Below are 14165 nucleotides of genomic sequence, written 5' to 3' on the forward strand. Positions count from 1 at the left end.
ATGAGCGCGCTTCCCTTTACCATCACGATCGTCCCGCAAGGCTGGCAATTCCCGGCCGATGCGGGCAGCACCATCCTGGCTGCCGCCGAACTGGCCGGCATTCGCCTGCTCAGCTCCTGCCGCAACGGCACCTGCCGCACGTGCATCTGCCACATGCCCGAAGGAAAGATACGCTACACGGTGGACTGGCCCGGCATCAGCCCCGATGAACGGCTCGACGGCTACATCCTGCCCTGCGTGGCCGTGGCGGACAGCGATGTCACCATCCAGGCGCGCGCCGTGCGCACGGGCAATTAATTCACGACGGCTTGCCGCCCTTGAGGCGCTGCAGCAGCGCGTCCACGCTGTCGCTGACGGGCAAGCCGTGGCGGCGCAGCAACTGCACGTGCAAGACGAGGTTTTCCAGCACCAGCTTGGCCGCCACGGCCAGCAAGGCCAGGTTGCGGTCTTCCGGGCTGAAACTTTCCATCGCGTCGGCCATCTCGCACAGGTGATTGGCGATCAGTCCGCGCAATTCCTGCTCGTCGAAGGGCAAGTCGGCAAAATCGATGGGATCGGCCACTTCCACTTCCTGCATCAGCACCGCTAGTTCTTCCGGGGTAATCGTCATGCCTGGCCTCCTTGTGTGCTTGCCTCTATTTTAATTGTATTGGCCGCAAAGGGGACTAGAATGAGTCCAGGCCGATGATGTCGAAGGCAGCATGGCGAACTTGCACTTTACGCAACAACTGGCGCGTTTCCTCGACGTTCCTGCCGTGGAGGTGGATGTGCCACGCCTGCGCGCCGCCCTCGATGCCGCGTTTGCCCGGCAACCGCGCCTGCGCGGCTACGTACTCGACGAGCAGGGTGCCTTGCGCCCCAATGTGGTGATCTTCATTGACGGCGCCCGCTGCCGCGAGCGGCGCGTGCTCGACGACGCCTTGCGGCCCGACAGCCAGGTGTATATCTTGCAGGCACTTTCCGGAGGTTGACGCCATGACAGCAGTCCCGCAGCGCGCGTATCTCGGCACCCGCAAGGGCCTGTTCCAGTTCGATGTCGATGCGGCCAGCGCCTGGCAGCTGGCGCTGGTGCAGTTTGCCGGCGATCCCGTCTCCATGCTGCTGCACGATGGCCGCGACGGCACCCTGTACGCGGCCCTGAACCTGGGGCACTTCGGCGCCAAGCTGCACCGGCGCGACGCGGGCAGTGGCGAATGGAAAGAAGTCGCCGTGCCCGCCTATCCCGCCAAGCCGGAAGGCAGCAGCGATACGGTGGACTGGACCTTGCGGCAGATCTGGTCGCTGGCGGCCGGCGGCGCGGACCAGCCTGGCGTGCTGTGGGCGGGTACCCTGCCTGGCGGCCTGTTCCGTTCCAGCGACCGCGGCGACAGCTGGCAGCTGGTCGAGTCCCTGTGGCACGTGCCGCAGCGGGCGCAGTGGTTTGGCGGCGGTTACGACGTGCCCGGCATCCACAGCATTTGCGTCGACCCGCGCGACAGCGCCAAGGTGCTGGTGGGCGTGTCCTGCGGCGGCGTGTGGCAAACGGTCGATGGCGGCGCCAGCTGGGCCTTGAGCGCGACGGGCATGCGCGCCGATTACATGCCGCCCGAACTCGATGAAAACGAAGCCGTGCAAGATCCGCACCGCATCGTGCGCAGCGCCGGTACGCCCGACGCGCTGTGGTGCCAGCACCATAACGGCATCTGGCGCTCGGACGATGCCGGCTGGCACTGGCAAGAGGTGACGGCGGCGCCGCTGGCGCATTTCGGCTTTGCCGTGGCCGTGCATCCGCGCGATGGCGACACGGCCTGGTTCGTGCCGGCGCAGGCGGACGTGCTGCGCATTCCCATCGATGGCGCGCTGGCCGTGACGCGCACGCGCGATGGTGGGAAAACCTTCGAAGTCTTGCGCGCGGGCTTGCCGCAGCAGCATTGCTACGACCTCATCTACCGCCACGGGCTGGCGCTGGCCGACGATGGGCGCAGTCTGTTGATGGCGTCGACGACGGGCGGCGCCTGGTTTTCAGGCGACGAGGGCGAACACTGGCAGACCATTTCCGCCCACTTGCCGCCCGTTTATGCCGTCTGTTTTGCCACGCCGTAATAGCACAGGAAGATATCGACGGCCAGTTCCGTCACTTCGCGCCGGCGTGCCGGGCCCAGCAAAGGCTCGCCCAGGGTGATCTGCGGCCAGAAGGCAAAGGTTTTCAAGGGCGACATCAGCAGGTGCGCCACTTCCAGCGTCTCGCCCGCCTTGATGCGCCCGTCCTGCTGCGCCGCGCGGATCCAGATATTCAAGCCCGTTTCCTTTTCATTCAGGCGCGTCACCATCGCTTGCGCGCGCGCGGGCGAGTGGATGGTTTCGCCAAAGATCACGCGCGCCAGGTCGATGAAGGCCGGATCGCACAGCAAGTCCATCTTTTGCTCGACCAGGGCCAGCACTTGCGGCCGCAGGGGTTGGTCGGCAACATAGGGCACGGCGGGCTGGGCCATGCTGCTTTCCCACATGCGCTGCAGGATTTCCGCAAACAGCTCGTCCTTGCTGGGGAAATGGTTGTACACGGTGCGCTTGGATACGGCGGCCGTGGCGGCGATCTTGTCCATGCTGGTCGCATCAAAACCGTGCTCGCGGAACTCGGCGATGGCGGCATCGACGATGGCGACGCGCTTGCGGTCGGTGAGGCGTTGCGGTGCGGCCATGGCGGGAAATCTCCTTTGAAAACAATATTTTACACCTCTTGGTTTACTTTGCCAGAAATAGGAACTACACTGTGTAGTGTAATTTAAACCTTGTTAATTCTTTGCCGGGCCGCATATGCACTTGCACCGAGTCGCACGTCGTCTCTTATCCTTGGGAGTCCTGATCATCATGAGTTCTTGCACCTTGCGCGCCGCGCCTGCCGCGCCCATAGAATCGCCACAACGCCTCGACGGCAAGTTCCGCAACCCCGTGCAAATGCACAAGCTGGGCACGGCCGCAACGCTCAAGCTGATGTGGACGTTTTTCTTCGATAAGCCCGACAGCACCGTGCCGGCCGCAGCCGTACCCGTGCAAGCCTTGAGCCGGGCGCAACTGCTGGCCGCGCCCGACAACAGCTTGTTTCGCCTGGGCCACTCGACCCTGCTGCTGAAACTGAACAATGAATTCTTCCTCACCGACCCCGTGTTTTCCGAGCGCGCGTCGCCGGTGCAGTGGGCGGGACCGAAGCGTTTCCACCAGCCGCCCATCAGCATCGCTGACTTGCCGCCGATCAAGGCCGTCATCCTGTCGCACGACCATTACGACCACCTCGACCACGCTGCCGTGCTGCAACTGGCCGCCAAGACGGAACACTTTGTGACGCCGCTGGGCGTGGGCGATACCCTGGTGGCATGGGGCGTGCCGAAGGATAAGGTACGGCAATTCGACTGGTGGCAAGGCACGACGATTGCCGGTGTGAAACTGGTGGCCACGCCGTCGCAGCATTTCTCGGGACGCGGCTTGTTTGACGGCAATCAAACCCTGTGGGCCTCGTGGGTCATCGACGCGCCCGAGGTGCGCGTGTTTTTCAGCGGCGACTCCGGCTATTTCGACGGTTTCAAGCAGATCGGCGACAAGTACGGCCCGTTCGACGTGACCATGATCGAGACGGGCGCCTACGACAAGCTGTGGCCGGACGTGCACATGCAGCCGGAACAGACCTTGCAAGCCCATCTGGACTTGCGCGGCAAATGGCTGATGCCCGTGCATAACGGCACCTTCGACCTGGGGCTGCACGCCTGGCATGAACCGTTCGACCGCATCGCGGGGTTGGCGGCCAAGCAGGGCGTGAACCTGGCCACGCCGCAGATGGGCGAGGCGGTCGACCTGGCGCAGCCGAAGAAGGGCGAAAAATGGTGGCTGGCGATGCTGGAAGAGGAAATGGCGAAGTAGGCTCGCCTACGCCGTCACGTCGATCAGGCGTCCCACCGTCTGGCCATAGCCGTTCAGCTGGGGCGTGCTTTTCGGCGCGGCGGGGATGGCTGGTTGCGGCACGGCCACCTTGATCGCCTGGTCCAGCTGCGGCGCCTTGACGGCGGTGGGGGCATCGGCCTGGGCTTGCTGGCTGCTGCGCTGCGTCTGGCTCAGCGATTCCTGTTCCCGCGCCAGCAACTGGCGGCTTTGCGCCAGCTGTTCGCTGTCGCGCTGTACCTGGTTCTGGCCTTGTTCGACCCGGCGTTGCGCCGTGGCCAGCGAGGCTTGCAAGTTGTTGACGGAGCTTAGCGTGACCACATTGTTCACCTTTGAGAGTATGTCCAGGCGTGCAGGGATGGGGGAAGCCCGGACCGATGTGCTGTGCCAGGCATCATCGTCCGAACATGCCAGGCGGTAATCTTTACCTGAATCAAGAGTAGGACAAATTCTCGCACAGTTCCAGTGAATTATGTTTTCTTGATAATGCTATCGTGCGCGCTGTGTGTTGCCGCAGCGGCATGCCGGCGCTGGCGAGACACTTGTCAAAGTGAGTACCCGCTGTCGCCTGTGGCCCTTGTTTGTCTGCCATCGCCGATGCCGTGCCGGGAAGAGGAAAAAGTGGTCGCATTTAAAACGTTGCTTTTTAAGTAGTCAATGTGTTGTTGTTTTTCTACCGTGTCTGCGCACGCGAATGCGCGGTCTGTTTGGCGCTCTGGGCTATAATTGACGGTCAGAGTTGGTTTCTTTTGCCATACAGACAGGTAGTTAACATGAATCTCAAGAGCCTCGCAATTGCCCTCGGCATGTCGAAAACGACAGTCAGCAGGGCGTTGAACGGCTATCCGGAAGTCAATTCCCGCACCCGTGAAATCGTCCTGGCCGCCGCCAAGAAAGTCGGCTACCGGCCCAACCCGCTGGCGCGCAGCCTGGCCGTCGGCCGCACCAATGTGCTGGGCATGATCTATCCGCTGCTGCCCAGCGACCTGGGCGACAGCGTCTTTCTTTCCGTGGTGAATGGCATGTCGGATGCCGTCGAAGCGTCGAAGATGAGCTTGATCATCGCCCCCGTGTCGCCGCAGAATGAACAGCCGTCATATGAAACCATGGTGCGCGGGCGCCAGGTCGATGGCCTCGTGGTGGGCCGCACCAAGGTGGTCGACGAGCGCATCGCGTATTTGACGAAAGTGGGTTTTCCCTTTGTCGCGAATGGCCGCACGCGCATCGACGCGCCGTATGCGTATTTCGATTACGACAACGACACGGGCATCGACCTGGCCGTGTCGTTCCTGGCCGCGCACGGCCACCAGCGCATCGCGCTGCTGAGTGCGCCGCTGGAGCTGCATTTTGCTTATGAGCGCAAGGAAAGCTTTATCCGCTGCATGGCGCAAGCGGGCTTGCCGGTCGATCCCCACTATTTGCTCGACAATACTTTCGACCGCCGCAGCGGTTACCAGGCCATGCAGCAATTGCTGGCTTGCTCGCCCCGTCCCACGGCCGTCATCGTCGACAATCACTTGTCCGGCGTGGGCGTGGTGCGCGCGCTGATGGATGCGGGCATCGAGATCGGCAAGGAAATCTCCGTCATCGTCTGGGGCAATGTGGAAGACACCTTGATCGGCATCAACGTCACCACCATCGACCAGCCCGATCTGCGCCGCGCCGGCGCGAAGATGGTGGAAATGCTGCAATCCCTGCTGGCCGGCACGCCGCCGGAACGGCTGCAGGAAATCTGGCAACCGGTGCTGTTGCCGGGGGCGACGGTGGGGCGCTGCCCTGAATGAAAAAAAACGCAGAGCCTCGGCTCTGCGTTTTCATTTCAAGCCCCGCTGGCCGGCTTACGCCGCGTGCTTGCTGCCGTCCGCCAGCTTGGCCAGCAATCTCGCCTTGTCCTGGCGATACGTGGCGACGGCCGCTTCCTTGACGTGGCCGAAGCCGCGGATTTTTTCGGGCAGGGTCGCCAGTTCCACGCAAGTGGCCAGGTTGTCCGCCGTCAGGTTGACCAGCATGCCGGCCAGCAATTCGCGGTATTCGACGATCAGCGCGCGTTCCATCTTGCGCTCGGCTGTATAACCGAAGACGTCGAAGGTGCCGCCGCGCAGACCCTTGGCTTTCGCCAGCAGCTTGAAGGCGCGCCATATCCAGGAACCGAACTCCGCTTTCACGAGGTGGCCCTTGGCATCCTTTTTCGCAAACAGCGGTGGCGCCAGGTTGAATTTCACGGAGAAATTGCCTTCGAACTGCTGTTGCAATTGCTCCACGAAACGGCCATCCGTGTACAAACGCGCCACTTCGTATTCATCCTTGTAGGCCAGCAACTTGAAATAGCTCTTGGCGACAGCCGTCGACAGCTTTTGGCCCAGTCCCAAGGTGTTTTCGCGGTCGCGCACCTGTTTGACCAAGGTCAAGTAACCGTCCGCATACGGGGCATTCTGGTAGGCCGTGAGGAACTCCACGCGTTTTTTGATGACGCTATCGAGGCTTTGCGGCATTTGCACGATGATCGCTTGTGACGGCGTGGCGATCTGCGTGACACGGCGTACGTCGACGGCGGCGCGGCGGCCCCACAGGAAGCTTTTCTTGTTCGACTCGATGCCCACGCCATTGAGTTCGATGGCGCGCAGCAAGGCCGCTTCCGTCAGCGGGATGCGGCCCTTTTGCCACGCGTAGCCGAGCATGAACAGGTTGGCGGCGATCGAATCGCCCATCAGCGCCGTGGCCAGTTTCGTCGCGTCGATGAAGTCGGCCGCGTCCGCGCCGCCCACGGATTCCTCGATCAGCTGGCGCACTTCCGCCGTTGGATATTGCCAGTCGGCATTCTGCGCAAACGTGCCTGGCGGCTGCTCGTGCAGGTTGACGACGGCCAGGCTTCTGCCCGGCCGCATTTTCGACACGGCATCCTGCGCGCCGGCCGTCAGCATGTCGCAGCCCAGGATCAGGTCCGCTTCGCCCGTGGCGATGCGCTGGGCGCGGATGTGCGCCGGGGAGCGGGCGATTTTCACGTGCGAGGTGACGGAACCGTTCTTTTGCGACATGCCCGTCATGTCCAGCACGGACGCGCCCTTGCCTTCCAGGTGGGCCGCCATGCCCATCAGCGCGCCCACGGTGATGACGCCCGTGCCGCCGATGCCGTTGATGAGGATATTGTACGGCGCGTCGCAGCCGGGCAGGACCGGTTCCGGCAACGGGCCGAAGTGGTCCGTCTCGCCCGCTTTACTCGCGCCCGTCTTGGTTTTTTTCAGGTTGCCGCCCTCGACGGTGACGAAGCTGGGGCAAAAACCCTTGGCGCACGAGTAATCCTTGTTGCACGAGGATTGGTCGATGGTGCGCTTGCGGCCAAATTCCGTCTCTTTCGGCAAGATCGACACGCAGTTCGACTGCACGCCGCAATCGCCGCAGCCTTCGCAGACGGCGTCGTTGATGACCATGCGTTTGGCCACGTCCGGATACTCGCCTTTTTTCCTTCTCCGGCGCTTCTCGGCCGCGCAGGTCTGGTCGTAGATCAGCACGGACACGCCTTGCACCTCGCGCAATTCGCGCTGCACGGCATCCATGTCCTTGCGGTCGTGCAAGGTCAGGTGGGCGGGCAAGTTGCTGCGGTCGCTGTAGCGGCTCAAGTCTTCCGTGACCAGGGCGATGCGGGCGATGCCTTCGGCCGCCACTTGCTGCGCCATCATCGGTACGGTGATGAGGCCGTCCACGGGCTGGCCGCCCGTCATGGCGACGGCGTCGTTGTAGAGGATCTTGTAGGTGATGTTCACCTTGGCCGCCTGCGCGGCGCGGATGGCCAGGTAGCCGGAGTGGAAATACGTGCCGTCGCCCAGGTTCTGGAACACGTGCGGCAATTCGGAAAACGCGGCCTGGCCGATCCATGGCGCGCCTTCGCCGCCCATGTGCGTGGTCAGCTTGTTCATTTCCGGGTAGATCGAGGTGGCCATCACGTGGCAGCCGATGCCGGCCAGCGCCAGGCTGCCGTCCGGCACCTTGGTCGAGGTGTTATGTGGGCAGCCGGAGCAGTAGAAGGCGGGACGGAACGGCGTGTTCACGGCCTTTTTCAAGACCGCGTCCTTGGCGTCGAGGAAACTCAGTCGTGCCTTGATCAAGTCGCAGGTGACGGGGTCGGAAATCAGGCGCGCGATGCGGCTGGCGATGACGCGCGCCACTTGCGAGACGGAAAAGTCGGCCTTGGACGTCAGCAGCCATTCGCCGCGCGGCGCCACCCATTCGCCTTTTTCGTCGAACTTGCCGATAACTCTAGGGCGCACGTCGTCGCGCCAGTTGTAGAGTTGCTCTTTCAACTGGTATTCGACGATTTGCCGCTTCTCTTCTACCACGAGAATTTCATCGAGACCTTGCGCAAACTCACGTACGCTGTCCGGTTCCAGCGGCCACGGCATGGCCACCTTGAACAATCGCATGCCGACGTCGGCCGCCATTTGCTCGTCGATGCCCAGTTCTTCCAGCGCTTCCAGCACGTCCAGGTAGGACTTGCCGGACGCGATGATGCCCAGCTTGGCGTTCGGGCTGTCGATGGTGGTGTGGTTGAGCTTGTTTTCGCGCGCGTAGGCGAGGGCCGCATAGATCTTGTAGTCCTGCATCAGCGCTTCCTGGTTGCGCGCCTGCTGGCCCAGCGGGATGCTCGACAGGCGCGCGTTCAGGCCGCCTTCTGGCATGACGAAATCCTGCGGAATCTTGACTTCCACGCGGAACGGGTCGGCATCGATGGAGGCCGACGATTCGACCGTGTCGGCCAGCGCCTTGAAGGCTACCGTGCAGCCGGAAAAGCGCGACATGGCCCAGCCGTGGATGCCCAAGTCCAGGTATTCCTGCACGTTGCACGGATACAAGACGGGGATCATCGAGGCGGAGAACAGGTGGTCGGACTGGTGCGGCAGGGTCGATGAATACGCGCCATGGTCGTCGCCGGCCACCAGCAGCACGCCGCCCAGTTTTGACGTTCCCGCATGGTTCATGTGCTTGAAGACATCGCCGCAGCGGTCCACGCCCGGACCCTTGCCGTACCACATGGCGAATACGCCGTCATACTTGGCCGGGCCGATCAGGTCGACTTGCTGCGAACCCCAGACGGCCGTGGCGGCCAAGTCTTCGTTGACGCCAGGCACGAACTGCACGTGGTGCGCTTCCAGCTGTTTCTTGGCTTTCCACAGGTTTTCATCGAGGCCGCCCAGGGGCGAACCGCGGTAGCCGGAAATGAAGCCGGCCGTGTTCAGTCCGGCGGCCTGGTCGCGCAAGCGCTGCATCATGGGCAGGCGCACGAGGGCCTGGATGCCGGACAGGAAGATGGCGCCGGAAGTGGCCGTGTATTTGTCGTCGAGGCTGACGGTGGTCAAACGGGAAGTGTCGGGGGGCGTAGATGGCGCGGCACCGGCGTTTCTAGCGAACGCTGCGGAGCCGTTTTCCGTGGTCACGGACATGGCTGTCTCCAAAAGGGTGTTTCAGATATCGGCTGTACAAGGGACGCGCCCGGTAAGGCGCGCACTGTGCAGACGGGATGGCCGCGTGTGGGCGGCACATAACTATTTTAAATTTAAAATAGTTAATGTGGTCAGTGTAGAACGAGTCAGGAAAGGGGGCAAATACGCTTTGCCGATGGGGGTATAAGAAATACTTATGCCATGGGCGCGAGCACATGCGCCCCCACCCAGCGCCCGCTGCCGCACAGTTCGGCGGCCACTTGCAGCACGAGGTTTTTCACGGCGTTGCCCGCATTGGTGAGGGGAATGTTTTTCGAGGCGCACAGGGCCACCGTGCGCGACAGGACGGGGCTGTGGATGGCGTAGCTGCGCATGGCGCCGCTGTCGAGCTCGGCCAGCAGGGGGGCGGCCGGCAGGATGGTGGCGCCCATGCCGGCCAGGATGGCCGATTTCAGGATGGCGATCGAGTTGATCTCGATCACGTTCGCCGTTTCCAGGCCCAGCTCGCGCGCGCGGCTGTCGATGCGCGGGCGCACGCCATGCTGCAGGCCCGGCAGGATCAGGGTGGCGCTCAAGGCTTGCTGGAACGACACGGCATGGCCGGCGGGCGCGAATGGCGAATCGTTGCGGCAAATAAAACGCATCTCCTCTTCCACCAGCGGGCTGCAGGCAAAGGGCGTCAGCTGGCCGTCGTCGAACAGCACGGCCAGGTTGATGCGGCCCGATTTGAGCTGTTCATTGAGGTTGCCCGTGATTTCTTCCGTCAGTTGCAGGGTGATTTCGGGATAGCGTTCGCGCGCGGCCAGCAGCAGGGGCAGGGCCAGGGCGCCGGAGATGCTGTGCGGCAAGCCCAGGGTGACATTGCCGGACGGCCGCGTGGCGCTTTGCGTGACGGCCGAGCGGGCGTCGGCCACCTGTTTCAGGATCGCTTGCGCATGTTCGTAAAACACCTTGCCCGCATCCGTGCTGAGCACGCCCTGCGCCGAGCGGTGCAGCAGCTGCACGCCCAGTTCCTCTTCCAGCTGGCGCAGCTGCTGCGTCAGGGCCGGCTGCGCCACGTGCAGGATCAGGGCTGCGCGCGACAGCGAGCCGTGGTCGACGATGGCAACAAAGTAGCGTAATTGGCGCAGTTCCATGGGTCCCAGAAGCGGTGCGTTGAGCGGAAAAAACCGGGTGTTGCGCCACGGCGCCGAACGCGGCCAGCAGAATAACAATTTTGTTATACTCATTCTAGCGCCTTCGGTGCTCCAGCCGTGTATTTGTGGGATGACAGCATGCTCAAGAAAGTTGATTCGTCTCAATTAAAAGTGGGCATGTACATCCATGACCTCAGTTGCGACTGGATGACGCATCCATTCGTGCGCAACCGTTTCCTGTTGCGCAGCGACGATGAAATCCGCAAGATCATGCAGGCCGGCATCCACGATGTGGTGATCGACAGCGGCAAGGGCCTCGACGTGCAGGACGCGCCCACCGTGGCGCAGGCGCGCGCCGAGACGGAGCGCGAACTGGTGCAGATCGCCGCGCCGCTGCAAGTGGTCACGCGCGTGTCGCTGGGCATGGAACTGGCGCGCGCCACGCAGGTGCGGCGGCAGGCGACCAGCCTGGTGCGCACGGTGATGGCCGATGTGCGCCTGGGCAAGGCCGTCGAGCTCGACCGCGTGCAGCACACGGTGCAAGACATCACCGAATCGATCCTGCGCAATCCCGGCGCCCTCGTCGGCTTGTTGCGCATCAAGACCAAGGATGATTACACCTTTTTGCATTCCGTCAGCGTGTGCGCGCTGCTGGTGGCGTTTTGCCGCTCGCGCGGCATCGATGCCACGACCACGCACCAGGCGGGCCTTGGCGGCTTGCTGCACGACACGGGCAAGGCCCTGGTGCCCGACAGCGTGCTGAACAAGCCCGGTCCGTTGACGCCGGAAGAATTTGCCCTGATCAAGCGCCATCCGCGCGACGGCTACGACATCCTGCGCCAGTCGCCCGAGGTGGGCGCGATACCGCTCGACATCGCCCTGCACCACCACGAACGGCGCGACGGCAGCGGCTATCCGGACCAGCTGGCCGGCGACGCCATCAGCGAACTGGCGCAGATGGCCGCCATCGTCGACGTGTATGACGCGCTGACGTCGGACCGCAGCTATCACAAGGGCATTCCCGCGGCCGAAGCCTTGCGCAAGATCTATGAATGGAGCAAATTCCACTTCAATCCCGTGTTCGCGCAGGATTTCATGCGTTGCGTGGGTATCTATCCGGTAGGCACCATGGTGATGCTGGAATCGGGCCGCCTGGCCGTCGTCATCGAGGCGCACGAAAGCAATCTGCTGGCGCCGAAAGTGAATGTATTTTTCAGTACGAAGAGCAAGACCTACATCAAGCCGGAAACGGTCGACCTGTCGCGCGGCTTCGGCTTCGGCGGCGCCGACAAGATCGTCGGCCATGAGTCGGCTGCCAAGTGGCAGGTCGATCCTATGCGCTTTTTATCGCTGGCGGATGCCTAGAAAAATTCCGCCGTATCGTTCGAGGTAATGGTAGTTAACAGGCCCTTGGCGACCAGCTCGTCATAGTGGCACGCCAGGTTGCGGCCATGGCTCTTGGCGTAATACAGGGCCTGGTCGGCGCGGCCGAGGATGATCACGGGCGCCTCGTAGGCGTTGATGCTGACGAAACCCACGCTGACGGTCACCCTGCCCACTTGCGGGAAGTCGTGCGCTTCGACATTGGTGCGGAAGCGGTCGATGATTTTCTGCGCATTTTCCAGGGTGATCGAGCGCAGCAGCACGACGAATTCCTCGCCGCCGAAACGGAAGATGCGGTCTTGCGAGCGGAACGACGATTGCAGCTGGTTGGCGATCAGGATCAGCACTTCATCGCCATACAGGTGGCCGAATTTATCGTTGACCAGTTTGAAGTGATCGACGTCGATCACGGCCAGCCATTGCCGCTCCGTATCCGTATGGTGACGCCGTTCTTCATCCACGGGACGCGGCTTTTCCGCTTCCGGTTCGCCGCGGCTTTGCAGGATTTTTGCCAGCTGGTCGTCGAAGGTCTTGCGATTCAACAAGCCGGTGAGCGAATCGCGTTCGCTGTAGTCGAGCAGGTTCTGGAAATTGCGGTACACGCTGACGATGCCGCCGATCACCTGGATGGTGGCGCCCGTGTAGGGCGTGGGATTGGTGATTTCCAGGCAGGTGGTGACCTGGTCGCCGATCCAGATGGGCAGCCACAGCAGGTGTCGGCCGTCGGCGCACAGGGTGTCGGCGCTCGCTTCATGGCGCTTGATGCAGGCGGCCAGGGCCGGGTAGTCCGACAGCGGTTCGCCCGGCAGGGTAGGATCGGTATGCTCTTCCATGCGGGCCACGCTGCCCGCCACGATGATGGCCCGCGACCGCACGAACACCTGGCCCCGCACGGTGGTCAGGGCCAGCACACGGGTCTGCGATGCGGCAGCGAGTTCCTGGACCGCCGAGATCACGGAGATGTCGAGCATCGTGTGGTCGCGGTGCCCGGTCATGTCCACCATGTGTTTCAGTAGGGAATCCATTGTCGATCTCTGGAAAGTAGTCACACAAGTGTCGTCATACCAGCATTGCATCAAGCAAGAGCATGTTCGCGTCCGTCTACAAGAAGCCAAGATTTATTTGGTGGCATGACGCTCTGTACCGCCGGGCGAGAGGCCTTTCCAAAGAAGAGCTAAGCAGGATAATGTCTTTTTGCCTAATAGGCAATTAACGTATGCAATATTTCATGTAAATACATGAGATTCATGCACTGCATTGCAAAAAACTTGCCCTGACGAAGGCTTTCAATCCAGATCGCAACATTTGTTTGCGTCAGCCGACATGTCGACAGGGTTTGATAATTTCCATATGGAAACTTGTGGCGCGTCAATTTGCCAAAACGTGGACGCTTTATAGTCAATGCAATGGCGCAGAAATTTACGGCAGGAAACATATTAGCAGGAATGGGCAATGTTTCACACCCGATTGCGCCAGGGACTTGTGATTCACTTTTGGGAGCTTGTCATGCATACCTTCCTGTCGGCAGTACAGCAGTTTGTCAAGGATGAGGATGGCATTACGGCAATCGAATACGGCTTGATTGCGGCCTTGATGGCTACCGCCATCACGGCCGGTTTCTTGCTGATCAAGACCAACTTGCTGGCCGTCCTCACCGACATTTCGTCGAACCTGGTGTTGACGCCCTAAGCGGGTGCCCGCCGCTGGCCGGCCAGTGGCGGGTTTTTTTTTCGGGAGGTGTGCCATGCCTGCAACCGCCTTGTGCGATTTGCTGTTGCTGTGCTTCGTGACGGGGGCCGCCGTCAGTGATTTGATCCGCCGCAAGATACCGAACGGTGTGGTGTTGTCCGGCATCCTCGCCGCCCTGGCCCTGCACCTGTGGCTGTGGCCGCACAGCGTACTGCCCGTGTGGCTGGGCGGCATGGCGACGGGTTTTTTCCTCTTTTTACCCTTGTATGTGCTGCGCGGCATGGCCGCCGGCGACGTCAAGCTGATCGCCATGGCGGGCGCCTTTGCCGGCCCCTGGCCCGTGCTGCAGATCTGTTTCGCCACGTTCGTCCTGGGCGGCGTGATGGCCGTGCTGATGATCACCTGGCAGGGCAAGTGGCGCGCCTGCCTGGGCAATCTGCGCCAGCTGCTGTGGCCGATGATCGCGCGCATGGCCGGCATTCCCCTGGCGCCAACTGCACTCGGCAGCCAGGCCAGCGTGGGCAACATGCCGTACGGCCTGGCCATTGCCCTGGGCTGCCTGGTGGTGCAGGGGCGTCATTATTTCTGATTGGTATTCATTGCTCTTGATCAA

At 62.2% G+C, this 14165-nt stretch carries 14 protein-coding genes; 8 read left to right on the top strand and 6 right to left on the bottom strand.

Annotation, left to right across the window (positions count from 1 at the left end):
• The gene (locus O3301_RS12680; RefSeq protein ID WP_305056539.1) at window positions 1-297 is read left to right on the top strand and encodes a 2Fe-2S iron-sulfur cluster-binding protein; all 297 of its coding nucleotides are present in this window, start codon (window positions 1-3) and stop codon (window positions 295-297) included.
• 1 nt (window position 298) lies between these two features.
• On the opposite strand, the gene O3301_RS12685 is transcribed toward O3301_RS12680, so the two are convergent.
• Window positions 299-610 carry a hypothetical protein gene (locus tag O3301_RS12685; protein WP_070258491.1) on the bottom strand — a complete coding sequence of 104 codons (312 nt, stop codon included), beginning with the start codon at window positions 608-610 and terminating at the stop codon, window positions 299-301.
• A gap of 91 nt (window positions 611-701) precedes the next feature.
• Between O3301_RS12685 and O3301_RS12690 the strand changes: the two genes are divergently transcribed.
• Window positions 702-971: a MoaD/ThiS family protein gene (locus O3301_RS12690; protein ID WP_305056540.1), complete on the top strand. Its 270-nt coding sequence runs from the start codon at window positions 702-704 to the stop codon at window positions 969-971.
• A gap of 4 nt (window positions 972-975) precedes the next feature.
• A complete protein-coding gene (locus O3301_RS12695) occupies window positions 976-2082 on the top strand; it encodes an exo-alpha-sialidase (protein ID WP_305056541.1) in 1107 nt (368 codons plus the stop codon).
• Here O3301_RS12695 and O3301_RS12700 read toward each other — a convergent pair.
• Entirely contained in the window at window positions 2055-2678 is a 624-nt protein-coding gene (locus O3301_RS12700; protein ID WP_099665834.1) for a TetR/AcrR family transcriptional regulator, read from the bottom strand. The two genes, O3301_RS12695 and O3301_RS12700, sit on opposite strands and share 28 nt — an antisense overlap.
• Window positions 2679-2847: 169 nt before the next feature.
• Here O3301_RS12700 and O3301_RS12705 point away from each other — a divergent pair, with 169 nt between their 5' ends.
• Window positions 2848-3891, top strand: coding sequence for an MBL fold metallo-hydrolase (locus tag O3301_RS12705; RefSeq protein WP_305056542.1), 1044 nt, complete (start codon window positions 2848-2850; stop codon window positions 3889-3891).
• 6 nt (window positions 3892-3897) lie between these two features.
• On the opposite strand, the gene O3301_RS12710 is transcribed toward O3301_RS12705, so the two are convergent.
• Entirely contained in the window at window positions 3898-4230 is a 333-nt protein-coding gene (locus O3301_RS12710; protein WP_305056543.1) for a hypothetical protein, read from the bottom strand.
• Between the two features lie 452 nt (window positions 4231-4682).
• Between O3301_RS12710 and O3301_RS12715 the strand changes: the two genes are divergently transcribed.
• Window positions 4683-5693: a substrate-binding domain-containing protein gene (locus tag O3301_RS12715; RefSeq protein ID WP_077398629.1), complete on the top strand. Its 1011-nt coding sequence runs from the start codon at window positions 4683-4685 to the stop codon at window positions 5691-5693.
• 54 nt (window positions 5694-5747) lie between these two features.
• Here the strand turns inward: O3301_RS12715 and O3301_RS12720 are convergent, their stop codons facing one another.
• Window positions 5748-9344, bottom strand: coding sequence for an indolepyruvate ferredoxin oxidoreductase family protein (locus O3301_RS12720; RefSeq protein WP_305056544.1), 3597 nt, complete (start codon window positions 9342-9344; stop codon window positions 5748-5750).
• Window positions 9345-9538: 194 nt separating this feature from the next.
• The gene (locus tag O3301_RS12725) at window positions 9539-10480 is read right to left on the bottom strand and encodes a LysR substrate-binding domain-containing protein (RefSeq protein WP_289905880.1); all 942 of its coding nucleotides are present in this window, start codon (window positions 10478-10480) and stop codon (window positions 9539-9541) included.
• A gap of 138 nt (window positions 10481-10618) precedes the next feature.
• Here O3301_RS12725 and O3301_RS12730 point away from each other — a divergent pair, with 138 nt between their 5' ends.
• Window positions 10619-11845: an HD-GYP domain-containing protein gene (locus tag O3301_RS12730; protein WP_289912466.1), complete on the top strand. Its 1227-nt coding sequence runs from the start codon at window positions 10619-10621 to the stop codon at window positions 11843-11845.
• Here O3301_RS12730 and O3301_RS12735 read toward each other — a convergent pair.
• A complete protein-coding gene (locus O3301_RS12735) occupies window positions 11842-12888 on the bottom strand; it encodes a GGDEF domain-containing protein (protein ID WP_099665830.1) in 1047 nt (348 codons plus the stop codon). The two genes, O3301_RS12730 and O3301_RS12735, sit on opposite strands and share 4 nt — an antisense overlap.
• 481 nt (window positions 12889-13369) lie before the next feature.
• Here O3301_RS12735 and O3301_RS12740 point away from each other — a divergent pair, with 481 nt between their 5' ends.
• A complete protein-coding gene (locus O3301_RS12740; protein ID WP_034752975.1) occupies window positions 13370-13552 on the top strand; it encodes a Flp family type IVb pilin in 183 nt (60 codons plus the stop codon).
• A gap of 55 nt (window positions 13553-13607) precedes the next feature.
• Window positions 13608-14141 carry a prepilin peptidase gene (locus O3301_RS12745; RefSeq protein ID WP_305056545.1) on the top strand — a complete coding sequence of 178 codons (534 nt, stop codon included), beginning with the start codon at window positions 13608-13610 and terminating at the stop codon, window positions 14139-14141.
• Window positions 14142-14165 lie beyond the last annotated feature (24 nt).

This window comes from Janthinobacterium sp. SUN211 (assembly GCF_030587315.1).
In the GTDB taxonomy this organism is placed as follows: Bacteria; Pseudomonadota; Gammaproteobacteria; order Burkholderiales; family Burkholderiaceae_D; genus Janthinobacterium; species Janthinobacterium kumbetense.